The organism is Enterobacter vonholyi, assembly GCF_008364555.1.
Taxonomy (GTDB): domain Bacteria; phylum Pseudomonadota; class Gammaproteobacteria; order Enterobacterales; family Enterobacteriaceae; genus Enterobacter; species Enterobacter vonholyi.
Genome location: NZ_VTUC01000005.1, coordinates 146,756 through 171,568, shown reverse-complemented (window position 1 = coordinate 171,568; position 24,813 = coordinate 146,756). Strand labels below are relative to the sequence as shown.

Annotated in this window: 17 protein-coding genes and 1 pseudogene; 12 read left to right on the top strand and 6 right to left on the bottom strand. The window is 59.1% G+C overall.

Features of this window, described 5'->3' with window-relative positions; translation table 11 throughout:
* Nucleotides 1-126: 126 nt before the first annotated feature.
* From F0319_RS08695 to F0319_RS08675, 5 genes and pseudogenes are all read left to right on the top strand, one after another.
* A pseudogene (locus tag F0319_RS08695) lies at nucleotides 127-409 on the top strand (integrase arm-type DNA-binding domain-containing protein); the annotation flags it as partial.
* A gap of 180 nt (nucleotides 410-589) precedes the next feature.
* Nucleotides 590-856, top strand: coding sequence for a hypothetical protein (locus tag F0319_RS22245; RefSeq protein WP_188035092.1), 267 nt, complete (start codon nucleotides 590-592; stop codon nucleotides 854-856).
* A gap of 2 nt (nucleotides 857-858) precedes the next feature.
* A complete protein-coding gene (locus F0319_RS22335) occupies nucleotides 859-1,005 on the top strand; it encodes a hypothetical protein (RefSeq protein ID WP_240168086.1) in 147 nt (48 codons plus the stop codon).
* Between the two features lie 818 nt (nucleotides 1,006-1,823).
* Complete coding sequence (locus F0319_RS08680) at nucleotides 1,824-2,180, top strand: hypothetical protein (RefSeq protein ID WP_008502540.1); 357 nt, start codon at nucleotides 1,824-1,826, stop codon at nucleotides 2,178-2,180.
* Between the two features lie 105 nt (nucleotides 2,181-2,285).
* Nucleotides 2,286-2,846, top strand: coding sequence for a YceI family protein (locus tag F0319_RS08675; protein ID WP_115876103.1), 561 nt, complete (start codon nucleotides 2,286-2,288; stop codon nucleotides 2,844-2,846).
* Here the strand turns inward: F0319_RS08675 and F0319_RS08670 are convergent.
* Genes F0319_RS08670 through F0319_RS08660 form a run of 3 tightly spaced genes read right to left on the bottom strand, consistent with a single transcriptional unit; the run spans nucleotide 2,838 to nucleotide 4,691 of the window.
* Nucleotides 2,838-3,629: an anti-sigma factor family protein gene (locus F0319_RS08670; RefSeq protein ID WP_136195164.1), complete on the bottom strand. Its 792-nt coding sequence runs from the start codon at nucleotides 3,627-3,629 to the stop codon at nucleotides 2,838-2,840. The two genes, F0319_RS08675 and F0319_RS08670, sit on opposite strands and share 9 nt — an antisense overlap.
* Complete coding sequence (locus F0319_RS08665) at nucleotides 3,626-4,156, bottom strand: sigma-70 family RNA polymerase sigma factor (RefSeq protein ID WP_133295001.1); 531 nt, start codon at nucleotides 4,154-4,156, stop codon at nucleotides 3,626-3,628. The genes F0319_RS08670 and F0319_RS08665 overlap by 4 nt, the downstream gene beginning before the upstream one ends.
* 7 nt (nucleotides 4,157-4,163) lie before the next feature.
* A complete protein-coding gene (locus F0319_RS08660) occupies nucleotides 4,164-4,691 on the bottom strand; it encodes a tetratricopeptide repeat protein (protein ID WP_023294382.1) in 528 nt (175 codons plus the stop codon).
* Between the two features lie 760 nt (nucleotides 4,692-5,451).
* Here F0319_RS08660 and F0319_RS08655 point away from each other — a divergent pair.
* From F0319_RS08655 to F0319_RS08630, 6 genes are all read left to right on the top strand, one after another.
* Nucleotides 5,452-15,519: a BapA/Bap/LapF family large adhesin gene (locus F0319_RS08655; RefSeq protein ID WP_149366687.1), complete on the top strand. Its 10,068-nt coding sequence runs from the start codon at nucleotides 5,452-5,454 to the stop codon at nucleotides 15,517-15,519.
* 79 nt (nucleotides 15,520-15,598) lie between these two features.
* Complete coding sequence (locus F0319_RS08650) at nucleotides 15,599-17,002, top strand: TolC family outer membrane protein (RefSeq protein ID WP_111965879.1); 1,404 nt, start codon at nucleotides 15,599-15,601, stop codon at nucleotides 17,000-17,002.
* The gene (locus F0319_RS08645; protein WP_149366686.1) at nucleotides 16,999-19,197 is read left to right on the top strand and encodes a type I secretion system permease/ATPase; all 2,199 of its coding nucleotides are present in this window, start codon (nucleotides 16,999-17,001) and stop codon (nucleotides 19,195-19,197) included. The genes F0319_RS08650 and F0319_RS08645 overlap by 4 nt, the downstream gene beginning before the upstream one ends.
* Nucleotides 19,198-19,207: 10 nt before the next feature.
* Nucleotides 19,208-20,377, top strand: coding sequence for a beta-barrel domain-containing protein (locus F0319_RS08640; RefSeq protein ID WP_149366691.1), 1,170 nt, complete (start codon nucleotides 19,208-19,210; stop codon nucleotides 20,375-20,377).
* Nucleotides 20,378-20,627: 250 nt separating this feature from the next.
* A complete protein-coding gene (locus tag F0319_RS08635; protein WP_063408809.1) occupies nucleotides 20,628-20,927 on the top strand; it encodes a type II toxin-antitoxin system RelE/ParE family toxin in 300 nt (99 codons plus the stop codon).
* 10 nt (nucleotides 20,928-20,937) lie between these two features.
* Entirely contained in the window at nucleotides 20,938-21,285 is a 348-nt protein-coding gene (locus tag F0319_RS08630; RefSeq protein ID WP_063408808.1) for a HigA family addiction module antitoxin, read from the top strand.
* A 20-nt stretch (nucleotides 21,286-21,305) separates the two neighbouring features.
* Here F0319_RS08630 and F0319_RS08625 read toward each other — a convergent pair whose 3' ends face one another.
* The 3 genes from F0319_RS08625 to F0319_RS08615 form a co-directional block, all read right to left on the bottom strand.
* Nucleotides 21,306-21,824, bottom strand: a complete 519-nt coding sequence (locus tag F0319_RS08625) for a DUF6622 family protein (protein ID WP_149366685.1) — start codon at nucleotides 21,822-21,824, stop codon at nucleotides 21,306-21,308.
* Between the two features lie 85 nt (nucleotides 21,825-21,909).
* Entirely contained in the window at nucleotides 21,910-23,091 is a 1,182-nt protein-coding gene (locus F0319_RS08620; RefSeq protein WP_149366684.1) for an aminotransferase-like domain-containing protein, read from the bottom strand.
* 20 nt (nucleotides 23,092-23,111) lie between these two features.
* A complete protein-coding gene (locus F0319_RS08615) occupies nucleotides 23,112-23,999 on the bottom strand; it encodes a LysR family transcriptional regulator (protein WP_149366683.1) in 888 nt (295 codons plus the stop codon).
* A 97-nt stretch (nucleotides 24,000-24,096) separates the two neighbouring features.
* Here F0319_RS08615 and F0319_RS08610 point away from each other — a divergent pair, with 97 nt between their 5' ends.
* The gene (locus F0319_RS08610) at nucleotides 24,097-24,699 is read left to right on the top strand and encodes a short chain dehydrogenase (RefSeq protein WP_023308908.1); all 603 of its coding nucleotides are present in this window, start codon (nucleotides 24,097-24,099) and stop codon (nucleotides 24,697-24,699) included.
* Nucleotides 24,700-24,813: the final 114 nt, after the last annotated feature.

The window sequence follows — 24,813 nt, the reverse complement described above, 5'->3', positions numbered from 1 at the left end:
CGCTTACCGCTCATGGGCACCTCTCTTTAAGTCATCTTAAATGACTCTGAGGTGTCTGTTAAACCCGTGGCGATTCATACCAATTCATGAAGGAACGGCCACGATGGCACGGAACCCACTGAAATTATGCACTCTAAAGCGTTAGAGAAGGATCTAACGCTGCATGATGGCGACGTGCTTTTCCTGATAGTGAAAACAGTGGCAAAAAGCGCTGGCACTTTCGCTTTCAACGTCCGGCAACAAAACAGAGGGCAATCATAGGACTTGGTGCTTTTCCTACCCTTTCGCTTGCGGATGCCCTAGGGTTAAGAGCGGATTACCTTGCCCTATTAGCCACGGGGTTGACCCGCAAATTCAGGCCGAAGTTGCAGAGAAACAGCAGCAAATCGCTCTCGCAGTACTCCACTCGGACGGGCAATGGCCGAACGAATAAAAAGCGAGGGTAAGACGCTTAATGAGTTGGTAGCAAAAAAAGCGAAAACTTTTTTCGGCCCACAGGCAAATTTTAACAACCTTTCGGAAGTACAAAAAAAATCAGATCTATGCAGGTATCGTTGAATCCGCAGGCAAGTCAAACCCACTAGTAAACATGAAAATGATGCAGCTCTCGCGCGTTGCAAGGGGGTTAATTGTTCTTTCGATTGCGATTTCTGTTTACGAAATTTATGCCGCTGATGATAAGGTTTCTGAATCAGGCAGACAGATAGCGATTAATGGTGCAGGTATTGCCGGTGCTGCCGTAGGTGGTGCAATCGCGGGATTAATGTGTGGGCCAGGCGCACCTGTTTGCGTGCTCATCGGTGGCTTCGTCGGCGGCGCGCTTGCCGCATGGGAAATGGGACGTTTGTGGAATTGATTATGCAACAGGTTAATTCAATAACATTGGTTAAGGTTAGTGAAGCTACCGATGTTTCCCAGGCTCAATCTGACGTTGTGCTCAATGGTAAAAGCACCGGCATTATTGTACCGGGGCAAGTGCTTGAAGCAGCGGTCCAGATTAATTAGCAGCGTTATATCCTGTTTCTGACGGATGACATTATTTTTGAAGAATCCCTGACAATTGCCCTTATTGACGTTCATGACGGGCTTAAAGAAATTGTTCATTTGGGCAATGAGTACTCGACAGGAGCTTTTGCGGATCTCCAGGTCACTGACGATAGCGTGGATTTCAGGTTTATTGGGGATTATATCTGGACACTGAAAGTATCAGATTCACCTCGCCTGCGGCTTCCTTTTATTTCCGATCCAAAAGGCATTAAACGGAAGTCTGGTCTGAAAAAGTACATAACGATTTCTGCCACACCGGCGTCGGAAAACGTAAGCTGAAGTCATTATTTAACCGAATGAAAAGGCTTTCTGCTGAGCGAGATAAAAGTTCCTGAGAATTATGCAGACCCAGATAGCCCACCAGAATCCCCCTCGGTGATAACCCTATTTATCTGATGAAATCCAGAAAGCCCACACGGTACAACCCCTGCGGGCTTTACAGTACCATCACCTCATCGTTCCCCCATCCCTTTGACAAACATCAACACCCTCTACCCCCTCCTGTGCAAAATTACCCACACCACCCAGCGCTACGGAATAGCCGCTCACCCCGGAAGGAGCCCCACCATGTACAGACCCATAACCGTCATAATATTCATTCTCCTGACCCTCGCCGCCCTCGCGGAAATAGGCGTTTTATCCTTTGGATAATCCTCAGGCGAAATACCCCTCATCGGGGCATGTTGATCTCATTACAGTTTTTTCCTAAAGCCATCCCGTTTCGCCTGTGCCATGCTGAATCACGCTCATAACCGATAACGTTAAATGAGGATATTATGAAAAAAACAATTATCGCATTATCTGCCGTTCTGCTGGCTTCCCCAGTATTTGCTGCGACCACACATGCAACTGACGATACCGTCGCGGCGGCGAACGCAAACGCCAACGAGGCGAAGCAAAAACTGCACGAAGAGCAGAACAAAGGTGAAGAGCTGAAGCTGAAACAGAAGCATGCTGCGGAAGGTAAAAGCGAAAGCTTTGGCAGCAAGGTCAGCGAAGATTCCCAGAAAGCCTGGCATAAAACCAAAGAAGGCACCGAAAAAGGGTGGGATGCCACCAAAGAAGGCGCTGAGAAAGGCTGGAACAAAACCAAAGAAGGTGCCAGCGAGCTGGAAAAGAAAGTCACTGAGTAAATATTTATGCTCGCAAAAAGGTCGCGCTTGCGGCCTTTTTTATTTCTTCGAATATAATTAGCACCTCGGGCGTTTACGCAGTGCGCATTTATCGGAGAAACCACTATGTATCGCCTTTTGGCCTTTCTGGCCGTTCTGCTGTTATGCCCTTCCCTGCATGCTGCCCCGAAAAGCTACATTATCGACACCGATAACACCGCCATTCGGCTGTCGTGGCATGCCTTCGGCGGCATCCTCTCCTGGGCGACATTCAGCGGCGTGACGGGAGCCGTAACGCTCAACCCGGAAAACGACGTCGACGATCATATTCACGTCACCATTCCCGTAGCGACTCTCGTAGCCTCAAACAAGCTGCTCACCTGGCAGCTCAAAAGCGACATGTTTTTTGAATCCGAGCGTTACCCGACTATCGAGTTCATCAGCTCTCGCGTGGTCGCCCAGGGCGACGGTCGGTTCAGGGTGTTCGGCACGCTGACCGTGCGAAACATTGCCCGTCCGGTGATCCTGGAGGCCATCGTGAAAAACCCGCATGCGCAAGCCCTCACGCTGGATGCCACCACGGCGATCTCGCGCGCGTCCTACGGAATGGATAAGTTTGCCCTGGTCGTGGACGATCGAATTGCCATTGCCATTGCGATTCAGACGAATAAAGTGCCGTCATCCTGAGATCAGGCGCTGTAGCTGCTCCGCGTTTCCCCGCAGATGAGACGGCGGGTTGCGGCCAATCAGGACAAACTGGTAGCCCGCATCCTGCCACCACGCCAGGTTCATGCTGTGCCGCTTCTCCTGGCGGAGCGAGGCCGTCGCCTTTTCATCAACAGGAGAGATACAAAGCGCCATCGGGCCGTAGTCGGCGTTGATCCAGGCAATCTGCGCGATCGAGGTGGTTTCATAGCGCAGCATGCGCACCATTTTAAGCTCTGCCCCCTGAAGGACAAGCTGCGACATGTTCAGCTTCAGGCCAATGTCCTGCGCAGCCCGTTCCAGCCCGCGCTGCAGGACCGGCGTCGCGCTGTCCATATCCAGCAGCGTCTCGACGCTGTACAGGGACATATATTGCGCTTCGAGGTCGCGGATATGGGCATTCTCATCCGCAGGCGCAGCTGCGGGACGCAGCAGGTAGCCCAGACCGGAGCCAACCATCAAAAAGCTGACCGATGCGGCAATCAGCGCCCGCCTGCTGACGCCGACCGGCGAGGAGGATTGTGGATCGGGAAGAGCTGCCAGACGCGCCTGCATTGTCTCAAGAGGCGCGTCATCCAGCAGGGAGGCAAACGCCCCGGCGTAATCCTGGCTGCTTTTCATCAGTTCGTCGGTTCGCCCGGCGAGGCGTTCGTCATTTTTCAGTTGTTCTTCAAACTGCTGCGCGTCGGCGCGGCACATCTCGCCATCTATCCAGGCCACGATAGCGTCGTCGTTATAGGGCGGTACAAAACGGTGCGCGTTCAAGAGCGTTTCTCCTTTACCGGAGGCAGTGCGTCAGCGGATCTGGCAAGCCGAGCCCGTGCCGTCGCCAGCCGGCTCATCACGGTTCCGATCGGCACCGCCAGAGTGTCTGCCGCCTCCTGGTAGGTAAAGCCTTCGACATAAACCAAAAATACCGCGTTGCGCTGGGCTTCAGGCAGCGCGTTGACGCGCTGCATCACCTTAAGGTAATGCAGGCGTGTCTCATCCTGTTCACGGGTGTCCGGTGCCATAAGCTCGTCGCTGGCCACAAATCCCTGCCCCTGACGCACGTGTCGTGCCCGAAGTTCAGAGATCCAGATGGAGTGAAGGATCGCGAACAGCCACCTGTCTATGCGTGTGCCCGGCGTATACTGGCTGCTTCTTTCAAGCGCACGCACGCAGGTGGACTGAACCAGCTCTTCGGCGATATCCCTGTTTCGCGACAGCACCAGCCCATACCGCCAGAGACGCGGCAGGTGTGCGGCTAACTGTTGACGAACCTCACGGGTAGCGATGTGTTTTCCCTCCACGAGAAAATCAGGATTCCGGATGTCCGTTGATAGCGGCCTGCAGGTCGCGATACTCCTCACAGGACTGGCCACAAATACCGGCAATCACCTTCAGCTGTTCTTTCGCGAGGTCCGGGCGTCCTTTTACCATCCACGCTTCACCGAGATATTCCCGGGCTTTGGCATAATCCGGGGCGATAGCCAGCGCGCGCTGGTAGTAACCAATCCCTTCGTCCGTGCGGCCCAGTTTGCGCGTGGCGAACCCGCGGTAGTTCCACGCTTCAGCCGTATTGCCATTTTTCAGCGAATCAAGCAGGTTCAGCGCCGCCTGGTATTCTCCTTTCTTCGCAAGATGGTACGCATAGTTGGTTTTGTCCTGATCGCTGAGGCTGCTGCTCTTGTCCGGCACGCATTTCTGTGTGGCGCTGTCATACACCTGTCCGGAAGGACAATCGGGCGTTTTGCTCTCGGTACTATTATTGCCCATGGCCAGCGCCAGTGGGGACAGCAGGGAAAAAATTAGCACCGGGATCAAACGAAACGAGGTCGTGTTCATACAAAGCTCCAGGGTAAGAAGGAAGTGACGTCAGTTAACGCCCGACTGACGATTTTTATTCATTCTCCCCGTATTTTTTTGTTGTCGCAAAATCATGCCGACATCGTAGCTGCAATGGAAATAAATCAGGTTATTTTACCCTTTCCTTAACGCTATTCATTTCGCGTGATAGCAGAACTTTAACCCCTCACAAGAATATATTTCATTGTACGAGTGATATAATATATTTTATATCAAAAATGTTATCCTAACTTAAATGCATATTAAGCACGCTTAAAAAACAACGTTGATCATTATATTGAAAATGTCCCCTACCAATTATCATACTGCGTTAATGATATTCATAATCAGCATCAAAAGGAAAAAACAAAAGCATATAAAACAATATGTTATGCAATTTAAATTATTAACACCCCCCATGTATTAATGCCCTCTTCATTGTTTTGGCACTTATTTACGAAAGCTTAAGTTGCACAACTATCGTTTTCTGTCTATATCATTTTTATATTCCGAAAAATAATTCCTCTATTAAATACAGGGTTTTATAAGACGCAAAACACCCATAAAAACTGTTCTCTTTTATAAGTCATTAGATTCGCTCTGATGTTGCCACTCTGAATTCTGGCGGGCATCGTGCGCGCAAAAAACGACGGTGAGTGCTGCGTTATAACAGCGACTGCGCCGGGGGCGCCCTTTACCTTCTGCAGAGATGGCTCGTCTTGCTCGCCGTTCATGACACATCTGCTGGAGTAATACCTAAATGAGCCAAATCTCTGTTATTTCAAAACTTACTGGCGTGGAAACGACCACGGAAGGCACACAGGTTACGCTGAGCCATTCCTCTGTCGTCGAGCTCCATGTTGAGCGAGCGAGCGTCTCCCACTTCGCGCGAAATGGTAACGATCTGCTGGTTACGCTCCACTCCGGCGAGGTGATCACCCTTAAAAATTTCTACGTCGCGGACGCGCAGGGCGTGAGCCAGCTGGTGCTGCAGGACAGCCAGGGCGCTTTATGGTGGATTGAAGATCCAACCGGAGCCGCCACGTACGAATCCATCGCGTCTACGGACATGCTGCTTGCGGCCTCCGGGAGCGACGCCGGTGGTGCCGCCATCTGGCCATGGGCCCTGGGCGGGATTGCCGCTGCGGGCGGCATCGCGGCGGCGGCAAGCACCGGCGGCGGTGGTGGTGATAATGGCAGCAGTAACAATTCGGCCGATCCGGATACGACAGCGCCGAACGCGCCTTCCGGCCTTAAGTTTTCTTCAGATGGCAAAACGGTCACCGGTACCGCAGAACCCGGCAGTACCATCACGCTGAAAGACGCGAACGGTAACGTCATTGGCACAGGAAAAACGGGCAGCGATGGCAATTTTACCGTATCTCTCGACACGCCGTTGACCAACGGCGAGCAGGTGACCGCCACCGCGACGGATAACGCCGGGAATACCAGCCCGGGCACGAATCTTACCGCCCCGGACACCACTGCGCCCGATGCGCCAGCCATCACCAGCGTAACTGACGATACGGCTCCACAGACGGGGGCAGTCAGCAACGGTGGCAGCACCAACGATCAGCGCCCGCAGCTTACCGGCACCGGTGAAGCGGGCTCGACCGTGACGATTTATGACGGCGGGATCGCCATTGGTACGGCGGTCGTCGCCAGCAACGGCACCTGGACCTTTACTCCTTCAGTTGATCTGGGCGAAAGCACTCACCAGATTACCGTGCGGGCAACCGACGCTGCCGGCAACACCGGGCCTGCCTCGCCGGTGTTTACCCTGACGGTGGATCTTACTCCGCCGGACGCCCCGACCGCGATTGTGCTGACCGACGATACGGGCGTTATCAAGGGAACCATCACGTCGGGCGCGCCTACCGATGCTTCACTGCCGATCCTGGCGGGAACGGGCGAGCCCGGCGGAACCATCACTATTTACGATAACGGCGTGGTGGTTGGCACAACGACGGTGCTGCCCAACGGTACCTGGAGCGTAACGCCGAACGGTCCGCTTCCGGACGGGACACACTCCATAACCGTTACTGAAACCGATGCCGCCGGAAACCTGAGCGCGACCTCAGAGCCTGTCATCTTCACCGTGGACACCACGCCGCCGTTAGCCCCTGGAAACCTCGTGGTTTCAAATGATGGCGGCACCATCAGCGGTACAGCAGAGCCGGGCAGCACGGTGACCATCCGTGAAGGCGGCGCACTCGTTGGCACTCCAGTTGTTGCCGATAGTCAGGGTAACTTCAGCCTGACGCTGACCCCGCCGAAGCTCAACGGCGAAATCCTGACCGCTGACGCCACCGACACGGCAGGCAACACGAGTCCTACCACCTCCGCGGCGGCACCGGATATTACTCCACCGCAGACGCCAGTTATCGTGTCGGTGATTGATGACGTACAGGCCTCCACCGGCCCCGTGGGCCCGAACGGGATCACCAACGACCGGGCGCCGACCGTGAACGGGACGGGCGAAGCGGGCTCGACCATCACGATTTATAACGGCAGCGATGTCCTCGGTACGGTGGTTGTTCCCTCTTCCGGCCTGTGGAGCTTTACGCCGCCCGCACCGCTAACCGATGGCACGTACGTGCTGACGGCGAAGGCGACGGACCCCGCCGGTAACCCGAGCGGGTTATCTGACTCCTGGATAATTAACGTCGACGGGACGGCGCCTGGCGCCCCGTTGATTTCACAAGTCGTGGACGATGTCCCCGGGCGCACCGGCGCGATCGACCTGAATGGGACCACTAACGACACCACCCCGACGCTCAGCGGTACCGCCGAAGCAAACGCGACTGTCACCGTACGCGTGGACGGTGTTGCTGTTGGTACGACCGTCGCCAATGGCCTTGGCGTATGGATCTTTACCCCTTCCACCCCGATCGGTGAAGGCCCCCATGATCTTACCGCCGTCTCGACCGATGCGGCAGGCAACACCAGCGGCGTCTCCAACACCTGGACTCTGACGGTTGACAGCGTGGCGCCTGCTGCCCCGATCATTACCCAGGTGGTGGATGATGTGCCGGAACGCCTCGGCGCGCTCAACCCTAACGACAGCACTAACGACACCACGCCGACGCTCAACGGCACGGCTGAACCCGGTTCAACCGTCACCATCCGCCTCGATGGCACCGATCTTGTCACGGTTCCGGTCGACAACAATGGCGCGTGGACCTATACCCTCACGACGCCTCTTATCAGCGGGCCTCATACCTTTACCGTTGTCGCCACCGATACGGCGGGTAACACCAGCCAGCCGTCAGGCGGCTTCACCCTGACCGTCGATACCACGCCACCAGTGGCGGCAACCATCGGCACCGTGACCGATGACGTCGGCAGCGTTCAGGGTCCGCTCAGCAGCGGCGATACCACGGATGACACCAAACCGCAGCTGCAGGGCACCGCTCCGGCTGATGCGACGATCACCGTTTATGACGGCACCACCCTGCTCGGCACCGCCACCCTCGACGGCAACGGCGGCTGGAGCTTTACGCCCGTTACCCCACTCACCGACGGCCCGCATTCGCTGACGGTTCACGCCACCGATGCCGCGGGCAATACCACCATCTCCAGCCCGTTTGTGTTGACGGTAGATACCGTCGCGCCTGTCACGCCGGACGTGCCGGCCATCACCGTCAATCCTGACGGAACAGAAACAACGCTGAACCCGGGCGAAACCACCCGCGACACCACGCCAACCCTGAGCGGTACCGGCACGGCGGGCGATACCGTGACGATCTACAACAACGGCGTCAAACTCGGCGATGCTGTCGTGGACAATACCGGCAGCTGGTCGTGGACACCATCAACCCCGCTGCCCGGCGGTACCTATGACATCACCCTGACCGTCACCAACGTGGACGGCACGGGCAACGAAAGCGCCCCGTCGCAGCCGGTTACCATCACCATTGATACCGAGGCGCCGGCTACGCCTGCGGCACCGACCGTCACCGACAGCGTCACCCAGATCACCGGCCCCGTACCCGATGGCGGAACCACCAACGATCCGCGCCCGGTCCTGAGCGGCACCGGGACGCCGAACGATGTCATCAACATCACTGACACCGTCAACGGCATATCGACCGTCGTGGGCACCGTCACGGTAGACAGCAGCGGCAACTGGAGCTGGCGTCCTGGCAGCGACATTGCCGAGGGCAGCCACGCCTTTACCGCCACCGCCACCGATGAAGCGGGCAACATCTCTGACCCGTCGTCAGCGATTACGATCGTCGTGGATACCCTGGCACCGGCTACGCCAGCGATCAGCGCCGTGGGCGGTGAACCGAACGGAGGCTACATTACGGATACCACGCCGACAGTGGGAGGAACCGGCGTTAACGGTGAGACGGTGATCGTCTACAACAACGGCGTCGAGCTGGGTCGTGTCGTGGTGGCTAATGGAGAATGGAGCCTGACGCTTCCCACGCAAACGGACGGCCCGCTCAACATTACCGTAGTGGGAGTGGACGCAGCGGGTAACCTCAGCGCGCCGAGTTCAGTCTTTACCGTCACGCTCGATACCGTTGCGCCTGAGATCCCCGTCATTAGTGCCGTAGCCGACAGCCAGCTGTCCAGTAACGTGCTCTACACGAAGGACGGCACGCCAACCCTTACCGGGACCGGTGAACCCGGCACCACCGTTATCGTTTCCGTAGACGGTAACCCGTCGGGAGTGCCGGTGACGGTACAGCAGGACGGCAGCTGGAGCTGGACCGCCGGTACAACGCTGCCGGATGGTCCTCATACGTTCACCGTCTCTTTCAGCGATCCAGCGGGTAATTCCTCCGGTGATTCAGTACCGCTGAGCGTGACGGTGGATACTGCCGCGCCTGCCGACCCGGTCAACATGGCTCTGGCTCAGGAAGGAACGCCGCTGACCGGTACAGGTGAAATAGGAAGTACTATTACCGTGAAAGATAGCGGTGGCACGGTCATTGGTACCGGCGTTGTCGGCAGCGACGGCAGCTTCTCGATTGCGCTGAGTCCGGCGCAGCTGGATCCGACCACGCTGACCGTGAACGCTACGGACGCCGCAGGGAATGCCAGCGCGGGCGTGCCTTTTGTCGTCACCGACTCGTCGCTTGAGCTGCCGCAGGTGCCCGTCATCACGGCGATCGTCGATGACGCGGATCCGGTAACTGGCGATGTGAAAGGCAAAACGACCAACGACACCACGCCAACGCTTACCGGCACGGCCGAAGCGGGCAGCCTGATTACCATCTATCAGGACGGTAGCGCGACGCCATTGACGACGGTGACCGCCGACGGCAGCGGCAACTGGAGCTATACGCCGGCGGCGCTTGGCGAGGGGCTGCACACCTTTGAAGTGACTGCGACCCTCAACGGCCAGACCAGCGGCCGCTCTCCGGCGGCCAGCGTCACCGTCGACCTCACCGCTCCGGGCACGCCAACTATCGGCGCGGTGATTGACGACGTCGGTCCGGGCACCGGCCCGCTGACCAGCGGCCAGACCACCAACGACAACCAGCCGACCCTCACCGGTACCGGCGCGGTGGGCGATACCATCTCCATCTACAACAACGGGACGCTGCTGGGCAGCGTGCTGGTAGGCAACACCGGCACCTGGAGCTACACCACACCCGCCCTGGCAGAGGGCAACCATGTCCTGACCATCCGCGAGACCGATCCTGCGGGGAATCAGAGCGGCCCTTCGGCGGGCTTCACCGTCGTGGTGGACTCCGTTTCCGCCACGCCGGTCATAACCAACGTCACGGATAATGTCGGCAACGCCGCCACCACGGTGGTCAGCGGCAGCGAAACGAACGACGCCACGCCAACCCTTTCGGGGACAGCGGACGCAAACAGCGTGGTGACCATTTTCGACGGCGGCACCCAGATTGCCGTGGTAACGGCTGACGGCACCGGCGCATGGACGTTTACCCCTGACACCGCGCTCGGCGAAGGCTCGCACAGCTTCACCGTCCGGGCGACCGACCCGCTGGGCAACGTCAGCGCGGTCTCTGCTCCCTGGAGCGTGGTGGTTGACCTGACCGCTCCGACGGTTCCGACGCTGGATAATGTGAACGACGACGTCCCTGGCGGCGTCCAGGGTAACCTCACCAGCGGCCAGGTAACCAACGACAGCACCCCAACCATCAGCGGCACCGGGCTGGCGGGCAGCACTATCCACATCATGAATAACGGCACGCAGATTGGTACAACGACCGTTGACGGAAGCGGGAACTGGTCCTTTACGCCGACCGCGCCGCTGAGCGACGGCAGCTACTCCCTGCGCGCGTATGCAACGGATACTGCAGGCAACGCCTCGGCGAACTCATCGGTCTTCGCTTTTACCATTGATACCGCAGCCCCCGGCGTACCGGTGGTGACCAGCGTGATTGACGATGTCGGTCCGGTCACCGGGACGCTCACGTCGGGTAACAGCACCAACGACGCGCGTCCAACCCTCAACGGCACGGGCGAAGTGGGTTCTACCGTGCACGTGATCGTTGATGGCAACGAAATTGGCACAGCGGTGGTCAATGCCCAGGGCAGCTGGACCTTTACCCCGGGTACCGATCTGGGCGAAGGGCCACACGCCATCACCTTCAACGCCACCGATGCGGCGGGCAATACCGGCGGCACGACGACGCCGTTTACCCTGACGGTGGATACGGGCGTGCCGTCGGCGCCGATCATTTCGACCGCGGGTGACAACGTGGGCAGCATTCAAACTCCGCTCTCTTCGGGGCAGAGCACCGACGACACCACGCCGACGCTGAACGGCACCGCGACCGCCAACGCCACGGTCACCGTTTATGAGAACGGGCAGCCGGTCGGCACCGTTCAGGCGGACGGTACCGGAGCATGGAGCTTTACGCCATCAGCGCCGCTGGCCAACGGCAGCCATACCTGGACCGCCACGGTCACCGATGCAGCGGGCAACGTCAGCCCGACCTCGCCGGGCTTTACCCTGATTGTTGATACCGCGGCACCAAACGCGCCGGTTATCAGCCAGGCGATAGACGACGTGGGCAGCATCACCGGCCCGCTGACGTCCGGGCAAGCAACCGACGATACCGTTCCGCGCCTTGTCGGGACCAGCGAACCGTTTGCCACCGTGAAAATCTATGAGGGAACTACGCTTGTCGGAACAGGCACTGCGGATAGCAACGGGAGCTGGAGTATCTTGCTCAACACCACGCTGACAGCGGGCGCGCACAGCTTCACCGCGCAGGCAACGGATGCGGCAGGCAACACCAGCGTGTCCTCCACCAGCTTCAGCCTCACCGTCGACACCACGCCGCCTGCGCTGCCGGTGCTGACCAGCATTCTGGATGACGTGGGCAATGCGGCGACGCCGGTTGCGAACGGCGGGTTCACCAACGACGCGCAACCAACCCTCAGCGGCACGGCGGAAGCCGGGTCGACGGTGAAAATCTTTGATAACGGCGTACAGATCGGCAGCGTGACGGCGACCGGCGGCGCGTGGAGCTTTACGCCATCTCCGGCGCTGAGCAACGGCGCGCACACGTTGACCTTTACCGCCACCGATGCGGTGGGCAACGCCAGCGCACCTACCGCCGGGTATGTGATTAACGTCGATACCCTCGCGCCGGGCGCGCCGGTCATCAGTTCGGTGATTGATGATGTCGGCAGCGTTATCGGTCCGGTGACCGGTACGAATCCGACCAACGATACGCGCCCAACGCTAAGCGGGACAGCCGAAGCGAATGCCACGGTCAGGATCTACGATGGTATTACGCTGGTCGGCACGGTGACCGCCGATGGCAACGGCAACTGGACCCTGCCGCAAACCACCACGCTGACGCAGGGCACGCATAACTTCACCGCCACGGCCACCGATGCGGCAGGCAACACCAGCGCGGCGTCAGGTGTGACGACGATTATCGTCGATACGACCGCCCCAACGGCGCCGACCGGGACCCTCAACGCCGACGGTAGCGTCCTGACCGGGAGCGCGGAGGCGGGAAGTACCGTCACAATCCGCCTTGCGGACGGCTCGACGGTGACCGCGATTGCGGGCAACAACGGCACCTACAGTTACACCTTCATTAACAAACAGATCGAAGGCCAGACGCTGCAGATCACCGCTACCGACGCCGCGGGCAACACCTCCCTGCCGGGCTCCGTCCTTGCGCCGGTGTTGCCGCTCTCCGCCAGCAATAACGTTGAAGAGCTGAACCTCAGCACCACGGCGACCGTGACCAACAGCCAGTACAGCGACTACGGCTTCCTGCTGGTCGGCGCCGTGGGCAACGTCCTGACGCTGCTGGGCAATGACACGGCGCAGGTGAACTTCACGGTGGGCAACGGCGGCAGCGCGGATATCGTGGTGAATGCTAACGCTACGGGGGCGGTGCTCTCTCTGCTCAACACTCTTGAGCTGGTAGTTCAGCACTACGTCAACGGCGTCTGGACTACCGTGGTGGATACCGGCCAACCGCAGTTTGCCGATCTCCTGACCCTCGGCGCTACCGGCGTCTCACTGAACCTGACCGGGCTGGCCGACGGTAACTACCGCGTGCTTAGCTATAACACCAACCTGCTGGCAACCGGCTCCTACACCAGCCTCGACGTGGCGGTGAAAGAGACCGGTCCGGGTACGGTTACCGGCGATACCAGTCTCAACGGCAACGTGATCCTTGATACGGATCCGACCGCCGGCAGCGACAACGCGCCGGCCGGAACCACTATCTCCACGGTTACTAACGCGCAGGGCGTTACCACCAGCGTGAACGCCGACGGCACGGTGATCCAGGGCAAATACGGTACGCTGACCATCAACCGAGACGGCAGCTATACCTATAACCTGACCGACACCAGCGCTGCGGTCGTTGGCCGGACGGAGAGCTTCACCTACACCATCACCCATAACGGCGTCAGCGCGTCGGCGAACCTGGTGCTGTCTCTGGGTGCCGGTACGGTAATCAACGGCATTGTGGCAGTGGACGACACGGCCTCGCTGACCTTTGACACCACCGTGAGTGAGGTGAATAACGGCGCCTCATCTCAGAACGGTTTTACCCTGGTGGGCATTAATCTCGGCAGCACGCTGGGGCTTAACCTGCTGGACGACATGACCAACCCGATCATCTACAACGTGGAGGAAGGGACGACCCGCACCATGACCATCCAGGCCTCCGTGGGCGGCGTGGCGCTGGCGTCGGTGTTCGACCTGTACGTCTATAAGTTCAACAATGCGACCCAGACCTTCGAGCAGGTTCGCGTCGAGTCGGGCTGGCTGCGCGCTCCAGTGCTGGGGGGTACGTCACCGCAGCTGACGCTGAACCTGCCTGCCGGGGAGTATCTGTTCCTGCTGAATACCGCATCCGGGATCGCCGTACTGACGGCCTACACGCTTAACGTCCTGCAGGACCATGTCTACAGCGTGGCGAGCATCAGCGAAACCACCACGGGCGACGTGCTGGCGAATGATCCGGTTCCAGCGGGCACGCTGGTTACCGAAGTGAACGGCGTGGCGGTCAACAGCAGTGGAACCACCACCATTCAGGGAGAATATGGCACGCTGACCATCAATTCGTCCGGCCAGTACACCTATACCCTGAGAAGCGGCGTGGGGGCGGACCATATCAGCACGCCGGATACCTTCGTCTACACCGTTACCGCGCCTGACGGCTCGAAGGATACGGCATCGCTCAACATCACCCCAACCGCGCAGGCGATGAATGCGGTGAACGATGTCAGCGCCACGATGGACCTTACCTCGGTACATCACACGTCGGTCTATTCGGATACGACCGTGGGCACCGCCAGCTGGACAACGGCCCTTCTCTCGTCAACCCAGGGCAGCGGCAGCGGAACCTTCGTGGTCGACGCGAATACCGCGCTGCACAACGCATCGCTGCATTTTAACGTGGCATCGCTGCTGTCGCTGACCGGGTTGACGGTGAACTGGTCCATCAGCGACGGCTCTGGCGTGATCCGCAGCGGCTCCTTCAGCGGGGCCTCGCTGCTGGGCGGCAGTATCGACGTCGCGCTGACCGGGCTGGATCTCAACGCCGGAACCTATACGCTGAACTTTACCGGTAGCGTCCCGGGGCTGAGCGTCGGAAACATCACCATTACCCCAAGCGTGAACGGCACCACCTACTCGCTGAGTAATTTCGACGTCACCGGCAGCCACACCGTCAACGGCAATATCTTTGACGGCACCGACTCCGGCGGCGTGCTGGATCAGCTCCACTCGGTGGATACCCGTCTGAGCGTGACCGGCTACAACGGCGTGACCACCACGCTGGATCCGTATACCGGCAGCGCAACGGTGAATATTGTCGGCCACTACGGCACGCTGGCGATCGGCGCTGACGGCCATTACACCTATACCCTCAACAGCGGGGTATCGCTCTCAACCATGACCTCGAAGGAGACCTTCAACTACACCCTGACCGACTCTACAGGAAGAACGGACAGCGCCACGCTGACCATCAATATGGCGCCGCAGTTCATCAGCTCTGAGCATAACGACGCCATCACCGGTACGGCCTACGGCGATACGCTGATTTACCAGGTGCTGAACAGCACGGTGGGCAACGGTACGGGGGGTAACACCAGCAGTGCCGCGGGCGATCACTGGACCGGCTTCTCGCTGGCGCAGGGCGACAAGATCGACATCGGCGATCTGCTGGTGGGCTGGAACGGTAGCGCCGCGACGCTCGGGAATTATCTCCATGTCACTAATAGTAATGGCAATACCGTGATCTCCATCGACCGTGATGGTGCAGGGGGCACCTACACTAATACCACGCTCGTTACGCTTGATGGCGTTCAGACCACCTACGACGAGCTTGTTAACCAGCAACACATCATTACCTGATACCACCTGCAAGAGATGACCCGGGCGCGCAGCGCCCGGGCATAAATAATAAAGCCGTATTTTTTTATAGGGACATGACATGGGAATGAAGATGCCTTACTGGTGGCTCTCGTGCTGCCTGATATCTGTGCCCGCTTTCTGCGCAAATCCGGCGGCCACCATCAATACCGGACAGCTTCGCGAAACGCAGGAACTCCCCTCGCTCAACGGCCGCGTCGCACCTGCGGCTGGCAAAGCCGCACCCGGTTCATTGCAGCTTGGCGATGCCGTTAACCGCGCCGTCACCTGGCACCCGGCCATCAGCGAAGCCGTGGGGAAACTCTACCAGCAGAGCGAAGAGGTAGACGTCGCTAAGTCAAAATACTATCCGCAGATTAATGCCGGCGTGGACAACGGTTATTCCCACGACGGCGACCAGAACGGCTTTACGCCGTCGCTGGTGCTTTCTCTCTCACAGATGCTCTACGACTTTGGCAAAGTGGCAAGCCAGGTACGCGCCGAGAGCGCCGGCGTTGCCCAGCAGCAGGCCAACGTGCTGGTGAGTATCGACACTATCGCCCACGATACCGCCGTCGCCATGGTGCAGGTGCAAACCTGGCAGCAGATGGTTGAGACCGCTAAAGAGCAGCTCGACGCCCTCTCCTCTATTGGCACGCTGACCCGCCAGCGTAACGACGAAGGGGCCACATCGCTCTCTGACGTGGTGCAGACCGATGCCCGAATCGAAGGCGCGCGAGCTCAGCTGATGCAGTACCAGGCCAGTCTGGACAGCGCCCGCGCCACGCTGATGAGCTTTCTCGGCTGGAACAGCCTGAACGCGATAAGCAATGACTTTCCGCAAAAGCTGGGCCGGAGCTGCGACATCGCCGAGCCGGACGACCGCCTGGTTCCCGCCGTTCTCGCCGCCTGGGCGCAGGCTAACGTCGCCCAGGCTAACCTGGACTATGCCGACGCGCAAATGACGCCAACCGTCTCGCTGGAGCCGGAGGTGCGCCACTACATGAACGATCGCTACGCGGGCAGCGACACGCGGGATCGCACCCAGTATTCCGCATGGGTGAAAGTTCAGATGCCGCTTTATCAGGGCGGCGGCCTCACCGCACGGCGTAACGCTGCCGGACACGCGGTGGAGGCGGCGCAGTCCACCATTCAGCGCACGCGTCTTGATGTCCGCCAGAAACTGCTGGAAGCCCGCAGCCAGGTGATGAGCCTGCAAAGCACGCTGCAAATTCAGGGCCGTCAGGAGGCGCTCAGCGCACGCACCCGCGAACTGTACCAGCAGCAGTATCTTGACCTCGGCTCGCGCCCGCTGCTCGACGTGCTCAACGCCGAACAGGAGGTTTATCAGGCGCGCTTCACCCAGCAGCAGACCCTCGGTCAGCTGCACCAGCTGCAGCTCAACTGCCTGTATAACACCGGACAGCTGCGTCACGCGTTCGATCTTGATAACCGCACCATCCAGACCGTGGAGATCCAGCCATGAAGCAGCGTGATATCCCGCAAGGTGAAAACATGACGGATGAGGCGCTGGCGCAGTGGGCACAGGCCTTTGGTTTTGTTGCCACGCGCTATCGCGTCGCCTGCTCGCCCGGCGCGCTGATTGCAGGCGCACCCTGGCTGAAAGGCAAACCGATGGTGCCCGCCCTCACCCAGCTGGCCCGCGAAGCAGGGCTGTCGTTTCAGCTCCTTACCGACGATCGACAGGCGATCAACAGCTGGCGTCTGCCGGTTGTCGTAGCGATGAATGACGGCAGGATCGGCGTGATCGAGCATTTCGACGGGGACGATACGCTGGAAGTCAGCTTTTTCGACGACGAGACCTACACCAACCGGCTGTCGATGACGGCGATGCTGCCCGCTATACGCCACGTTATTGCCCTGCGTCCACTCGCCGCGCTAAAGGACAGCCGCGTGGATGCCTATATCTCCAAATATCGTCCGGACTGGCTCTACCGGCTGGTGATGCGCGATCTCCGCCCCTACAGCTGGGTGATGCTCGCCGCGCTGTTTATCAACGTGCTGTCGCTCTCCGGGATCGTCTTTTCCATGCAGGTCTATGACCGGGTGATCCCCGCCCAGTCCTACCCGACGCTGTACGTCCTGACCATAGGGGTGCTGATTGCCACCCTGTTTGGTTTTGTGCTGCGCGTGGCGCGCGGGCACATTATGGATCTGCTGGGCAAGCGCTCGGATATGCGCGTTTCGGATCGCGTATTCGGCCACGCTCTGCGGCTGCGTAACAGCGCGATCCCCCGCTCCACCGGCAGCTTTATCTCACAGCTGCGCGAGCTGGAGCAGATCCGTGAGATGGTGACCTCGTCCACCATCTCGACGATTGTCGACCTGCCCTTCTTTTTACTGTTCGTGGTGGTGCTGGCGATCATCGCCCCGCAGCTGGCGTGGATCGCCCCGGTCGCGGCGGTGATCATGGTCCTGCCCGGCCTGCTGCTGCAGAAGAAGCTGGCGGAGCTGGCAAAGCAGTCGGCGCATGAATCAACCCTGCGCAACGCGGTGCTGGTGGAGAGCGTGCAGGGCCTGGAGGACATCAAGCTGATGCAGGCGGAAAACCGCTTTTTGCAGCAGTGGAACAGCTATATCCAGATCACCGCGGAATCCGGCCTGCGCACTCGCGAGCTGACGCAGAATCTGATCAGCTGGGGGATGACCATTCAGAGCCTGGTCTACGCCGGGGTGATTGTGGTCGGCGCGCCGATGGTGATCGACGGTACCCTGACCACCGGCTCGGTGGTCGCCGCGTCGATGCTGGCTTCCCGCATGATCGCCCCAATGGCGACGCTGTGCGGCGTGCTGGCGCGCTGGCAGCAGGTCAAAGCCGCAAAAGAGGGGCTGGACAGCATCATGCAGCTTCCCACCGAAAACCAGCGCGAGGAGACGCCGATCCGCCAGGACGTCCTGCGCGGACACTATCTTTTCGAGCAGGCGCAGTTCCGCTATCAGCCGGACGATCCGCGCATGGCGCTGCGCATTAATCGCCTGGAGATAAGGCCGGGAGAAAAAGTGGCGATCCTCGGGCGCAACGGCGCGGGCAAATCAACCCTGCTGCAGGCGATGGCGGGCGGGATGGACCTGGCGGCGGGCGAACTGCGGCTCGACGGCTTCAGCCTGCCGCATCTCGACGTGGCGGACGTGCGGCGCAACGTCGGCTTTATGACTCAGAACGCGCGGCTGTTTTACGGCACCCTGCGCGAAAACATCACCCTCGGCATGCCGCGCGCCACCGACGAAGAAATTTTCGAGGCGCTGGAGCTGACCGGCGCAGCGGGCTTCGTCCAGAAGCTGCCCAAGGGGCTGGACTATCCGTTCATGGAAAACGGCGTAGGGCTCTCCGGCGGGCAGCGCCAGTCGATTCTGCTGGCGCGAATGCTCCTGCGCGATCCGAATATTGTGCTGATGGATGAACCCACCGCGTCGCTGGATGAGCACACCGAGCGGGAATTCATCCAGCGCCTGGGCGACTGGCTCGGGCATCGCACCCTGATCGTCGCCACGCACCGCGTACCGGTTCTGGAACTGGTGGAGCGCGTCGTGGTGTTAAAAGAAGGCATGCTGGTGATGGACGCGCCAAAAGCCCAGGCGCTGAGCAACAGCCGTATGCAGCAGCAACAGCAGCAGGCAGCAACCGGACGGGAGTGGAAAAATGAAAATCAGTCAGCGTGACGTGGCGGCAATGGACGATCTGGATAACGCCCTCGACTCCGAAAGCGGCTACACCGGCGCGCGCCGGATCGTGATCTTCTCGCTGCTGATGTTTGTGGTGCTGGGCGTCTGGGCGTGGTTTGGCGTGCTGGATGAGGTGTCAACCGGTTCGGGTAAAGTGATCCCCAGCTCGCGCGAGCAGGTCTTACAGTCTCTCGACGGCGGGATCCTCACCGAGCTGAACGTCCACGAAGGCGATCAGGTGCTGGCCGGACAGGTGCTGGCGCGGCTTGACCCGACGCGTTCTGAGTCGAACGTCGGCGAAAGCGCGGCGCGCTACCGGGCCTCACTGGCCTCCAGCGCCCGCCTGTACGCCGAGGTGAACGATCTGCCGCTGAAATTCCCGCCTTCGCTGGCGAAATGGCCGGATCTGATTGCCGATGAAACGCGGCTGTACAACTCGCGCCGCGCGCAGCTGGAGGATACCCAGCGGGAGCTGCGCGCCGCGTTAGATCTCGCCAATAAAGAGCTGGCCATCACCCAACGGCTGGTCAAAACCGGGGCCGCCAGCCACGTGGAGGTGCTGCGGCTGCAGCGGCAGAAAAGCGATCTGGAGCTGAAGCTCACCGACGTGCGCTCGCAGTATTACGTCCAGGCGCGCGAGGCGTTATCCAAAGCCAACGCTGAGGTGGATATGGTTTCAGCCATCCTCAAGGGCCGCCAGGATTCCGTCACCCGTCTGACGGTAAAATCCCCGGTGCGCGGGATCGTGAAAAATATCAAGGTGACCACCATCGGCGGGGTGATCCCGCCCAACGGCGAGCTGATGGAGATTGTGCCGGTGGACGATCACCTGCTGATCGAAACTCGCCTGTCGCCGCGCGATATCGCCTTTATCCACCCGAACCAGGAGGCGCTGGTCAAAATCACCGCCTACGATTACGCCATTTACGGCGGCCTGCACGGGGTCGTTGAGACGATTTCCCCGGATACCATTCAGGATGAGGCCAAGCCGGAGGTGTTCTATTACAGGGTGTTTATCCGCACCAGTCAGGATTACCTGGTCAATAAGGCGGGCAGGCACTTCTCGATTGTACCGGGGATGATTGCGACGGTGGACATTAAGACCGGAGAGAAAACGGTGCTGGATTATCTGATTAAACCGTTCAACCGGGCGAAAGAGGCGCTAAGGGAGCGATAGCCAATCGCCGGGTGGCGGCTGCGCATTACCCGGCCTACATCCCCCCAGGCCCTTGCAAGCGCAGCGCCGCCGGGCATTAAACCGCACGCCAGAACTGGAACCTGCCTCGGAGGATTAATCTTTAGTCATGCATCCCACTTCCCTTCAGCCATCGCCCAGGTAATATTAACCGCAGACAAAACGCACTTGCGCACAGTGCAGGAGTGCATTACTATTCATTCAGCTTCACGGACTGGAGCTCGCCAGCATTATGATTAGTTATTTTCGGGATCAATGGCTTGAGGATTTTTTTCTTTACGGCAGATCGAGCAATGTTATCCCTTCAAATCTGGAAACAGCGCTTGCGAGAAAGCTCGATATCATCAGGGCAGCAACCTCGCACAGGGATTTGCGATCGCCACCGGGTAATATGTATGAAGCATTGAATCCTCCGCTGAAGGGCTATTCCTCCATCCGGGTAAACAGGCAATACAGGCTCGTATTTCGCTGGACAGAGGGTAAAGCAGAAGATCTGTACCTCTCTCCACACAAGTACACGCAACACAAGTGAGGCATCATCTATGACACTTCAACAGGCACTCCGCAAACCCACCACGCCGGGCGACGTGTTGCAGTATGAGTATCTTGAACCGCTCAATCTGAAAATCAGCGATCTGGCGGAGATGCTCAATGTTCACCGCAACACCATCAGCGCGCTGGTCAATAACAATCGCAAGCTTACTGCCGATATGGCGATCAAGCTGGCAAAAGCCTTTGATACCACGATTGAATTTTGGCTGAACTTACAGCTGAACGTCGATATCTGGGAAGCGCAATCTAACGCCAGGACGCAGGAGGAGCTAAGCCGTATAAAGACCGTTGCGGACGTCATGGCTAAGCGAAAATCTGGCCAACCGGATGTAGCCTGATTCGAACAGGCGCGGAGATCTTACTCCGCCGGGCGAGGTGCGGCGCTGTTATACACGCCAATATAACGCGCAAATTTCCCAATAAACACACCGGCAAACACGCCGCCGGAGACGATCGCCAGCACGCTCATGGCGGGCTGCTGCATCGCCTGGGGAGAGACCGCGCTCATCACGCCCAGCACATACTTCACCCCGAACGCCAGCATCATAAACGGCAGCGCGGTGTAGTCGGCCTGGCGGTAAAGGCTGCGCGGCGCCTCTGCGCGGGTAATCACAGCCTGCTTAATCAGGACATACCCCAGCGCGGCCCCGGCAAGGATCCCCGCCGTCCACAATGCAACAGTCCCGGGAGTCAGCGTGCGATAGACTATCAGATCGTAAATATCCCAGATAAGAAAGATGCCCGGAATAATGGCAAGCCGCTCCAGCGTCACGGTGGCGGGCCGTCGGGCTTTAAGGCCGCGGGAGATAAGGAAGATAAACAGCACCCACACCCAGACGGGCGTGTGCGTCACAACACCGATCAGAAATTCAAACATGGAGTTCTCCATGGACGATTGCGGCCCGTGCCGCCCTGAACGCGTATTGCGCATAACGGCAAAACCACCGTTATGCGCAGGTCTTTTACAGCGATTTTTTCAGGCGTCGAACCGCTTCTATCAGCTGCTCATCCGTTGGGGTGACGAATGACATGCGCAGCGTTGTCTGGTCCGGCTCATTACAGTAGAAAAATTCGCCCGGCACAAATACTACGCCGTTACTTAACGTTTTTTCCAGCCAGCGGGTGGTATTACTACCATTTTTCATATTCGCCCACAGGAACATGCCGCCCTTCGGCTTGTGGAAAGACATCACGTCGCCAAGCTCGGCCTCCAGCTCGGTTGCGAACGTCTGGTATTTCTGGCGATAGGCTTCGCGGATCGTTTTAATCTGATCGGCCAGACGGCCGGTCTTCAGATACTCATACGTCATCAGCTGCGACAGCGTGCTGGTGTGCAGATCGGTGGTTTGCTTCAGGTTCACCACCGCGCGCTTCAGCCATTCCGGTACCACCACCCAGCCCACGCGAGTGCCCGGCGCGAGGATTTTAGAGAAGGTAGAGGTATACACCACGTTCTCTTCGTTGCCGATATCTTTGGCATGAGCAATTAACGGGCGGAAGACTTCATCGGTATAGTTAATTTCGCTATACGGATCGTCTTCGATGATCACGAAGTCATAGCGCTTCGAGAGTTCCACCAGCTGTTTACGACGCGCCTCAGAAAGCGTCACGCCGCCCGGGTTGCCAAACGTCGGGACAATATAGACCGCTTTGATAGTTTTATTTGCCACCAGCACTTCGAGCTCGTCGACCTTCATGCCGTCACCGTCGGTGCCGACGGATTCAAAATTCGCCTGCGCCAGGCCGAATACCTGCAGCGCAGCAAGATAGGTTGGACGCTCGACGACGACAATATCGCCCGGGTTAATCAAAGCACGCGCCAGCACGTCGAGGGACTGCTGTGAACCAGAGGTCACGACCACGTCATCCGCCTTACAGCGAATGCCTCGCCCCTCGCAAATACGCTGAATCTCTTCCCGCAGTCCCGGCACGCCTTCGGTCAGGCCGTACTGGAATGCCTCGCCAAAATGCTGAGATAACACGGCATCAGCGGCAATTTTCAGCCCTTCGCGATCGAACAGGTCTGGGTTTGGAATACCGCCCCCCAGCGAGATCACGCCCGCCATTTTGCTGTGTTTTAATAATTCACGGATGGCAGATGATTGCAGGCCCTGCGCGCTGCTGGCGAGTTTACTCACGGACATTCTTTGCTTACCTTCTGTTTTTATAGTGTGCCCAATCTTAGCAGAATATGGGCGATAAATTCCGTAAGCTTAGGCAGTTGACGTAAATCCTGACGCCACAATAAATGCACGGGTCTCGGCGCCGGAATATACTCTTCCAGCACCCGCACCAGCCTGCCGCTTTCCAGATCTTCCGCCACCAGCACCTCCGGCTGCAGCAGCAGTCCCGCTCCGGCTCTCGCGGCCATCCAAAGCCCGTAGCCGTCATTACATTTTAAGACCGCATCCCGCTTCCAGCGCACCTCGCCCTCGACGCCCGGCAGCCGCCACTCGTTGCGCGCGGTCCACACGCTGTGGGACAGGCAGAGATGATCCACCAGATCGGCAGGGGTTTGCGGCGTACCGTAGCGTGCCAGGTAGTCCGGCGCGGCGCAGATCACCATCCGGTAAGGGCAGAGGTATTTCGCCACCAGATCGTCGTTGTGAATGTCGCCAATACGAATGGCCAGATCGATACCCTCCTCCACCAGATCCACCATCCGGTTGGTGAGATCCAGCTCGATGCGCACTTCCGGGTAGCGTTGTAAAAAAGAGGCCGTAAGCGGCGCGATCGCGCTGCCGCCAAACGAGGTGGGCGCCGTCACGCGCAGGGTGCCGGACGGTGCGGCGCGCAGGCGTTCCACGGCGCTTTCAGCGATCGCGACCTGCTCCAGCACCCGCTTCGCCTCGTCGAAATAGACGCGTCCGGCGTCGGTCAGGCTCTGGCGCCGCGTGTTACGCTCCAGCAGGCGGGTGCCAAGCTGGGATTCCAGCAGCGCAACGTACTTCCCCACCATCACCGCCGACATCTCGAGCCGTGCTGCCGCAACGGTGAAGCTGCCGCTTTCAACCACCGCAATAAAGGTCTCCATGCTGCGAAGCTTATCCATATTCCAAACCTCTGGTTAGCAATCTTCTAACTTTAGCCCAGTTTATCCGTATTTTAATTTATTAAAGAATGAAGGCTCACAACAGAAGGAGTCGGCTATGAAAATCGTCATTATTGGTGCTAGCGGTACGGTTGGTCGTGCGGTAACGGAAGAGCTGAGTCGTCGCCACGAGGTCATCCGCGTCGGCCGCACGCAGGGCGACGAACAGGTAGATATCACCTCTCAGGCGAGCGTTCAGGCGCTGTTCGAGAAAATCGGTCCGGTGGATGCCATTGTGTCCGCCAGCGGTGGCCTCTACTTTGGCCCGCTCGCGACCATGAAAGATAGCGACTTTAACCAGGGGCTACAGGATAAGCTGCTAGGACAGGTGCGCCTGGCGCTGACCGGCCAGCACTACCTGAACGAAGGCGGCTCGATTACGTTGATAAGCGGGATCGTCGCGCACGAGCCGATTGCGCAGGGCGTAAATGCCACTACGGTGAATGCGGCGCTGGAAGGGTTTGTTCGCGCCGCAGCCTGCGAATTGCCGCGCGGGATCCGCATCAATCTGATTAGCCCGACGGTTCTCACCGAATCCGTCGAAACGTACGATGGCTTCTTCCCGGGCTTCGAAAGCGTGCCTGCCGCGACGGTGGCGCAAGCCTATCGCCGCAGCGTGGAGGGCGTGCAGAGCGGGCGGGTATACAAGGTCGGCTACTGAGCCGTGCGCGCGGCGATCGGCACCAGCATCGGGCGTGGAAGCAGCGCTTACCCGGCCTACATAAGTGCGGCCTGATGCCCTCCCCCCCTCTCCCACAGGGAGAGGGAGAAATGC

Coding starts and splice junctions, on each gene's coding strand:
- F0319_RS22245 (WP_188035092.1), top strand. CDS start 590: ATGAAAATGATGCAGCTCTCGCGCGTTGCAAGGGGGTTAATTGTTCTT.
- F0319_RS22335 (WP_240168086.1), top strand. CDS start 859: ATGCAACAGGTTAATTCAATAACATTGGTTAAGGTTAGTGAAGCTACC.
- F0319_RS08680 (WP_008502540.1), top strand. CDS start 1,824: ATGAAAAAAACAATTATCGCATTATCTGCCGTTCTGCTGGCTTCCCCA.
- F0319_RS08675 (WP_115876103.1), top strand. CDS start 2,286: ATGTATCGCCTTTTGGCCTTTCTGGCCGTTCTGCTGTTATGCCCTTCC.
- F0319_RS08660 (WP_023294382.1), bottom strand. CDS start 4,691: ATGAACACGACCTCGTTTCGTTTGATCCCGGTGCTAATTTTTTCCCTG.
- F0319_RS08655 (WP_149366687.1), top strand. CDS start 5,452: ATGAGCCAAATCTCTGTTATTTCAAAACTTACTGGCGTGGAAACGACC.
- F0319_RS08650 (WP_111965879.1), top strand. CDS start 15,599: ATGGGAATGAAGATGCCTTACTGGTGGCTCTCGTGCTGCCTGATATCT.
- F0319_RS08645 (WP_149366686.1), top strand. CDS start 16,999: ATGAAGCAGCGTGATATCCCGCAAGGTGAAAACATGACGGATGAGGCG.
- F0319_RS08640 (WP_149366691.1), top strand. CDS start 19,208: ATGGACGATCTGGATAACGCCCTCGACTCCGAAAGCGGCTACACCGGC.
- F0319_RS08635 (WP_063408809.1), top strand. CDS start 20,628: ATGATTAGTTATTTTCGGGATCAATGGCTTGAGGATTTTTTTCTTTAC.
- F0319_RS08630 (WP_063408808.1), top strand. CDS start 20,938: ATGACACTTCAACAGGCACTCCGCAAACCCACCACGCCGGGCGACGTG.
- F0319_RS08625 (WP_149366685.1), bottom strand. CDS start 21,824: ATGTTTGAATTTCTGATCGGTGTTGTGACGCACACGCCCGTCTGGGTG.
- F0319_RS08620 (WP_149366684.1), bottom strand. CDS start 23,091: ATGTCCGTGAGTAAACTCGCCAGCAGCGCGCAGGGCCTGCAATCATCT.
- F0319_RS08615 (WP_149366683.1), bottom strand. CDS start 23,999: ATGGATAAGCTTCGCAGCATGGAGACCTTTATTGCGGTGGTTGAAAGC.
- F0319_RS08610 (WP_023308908.1), top strand. CDS start 24,097: ATGAAAATCGTCATTATTGGTGCTAGCGGTACGGTTGGTCGTGCGGTA.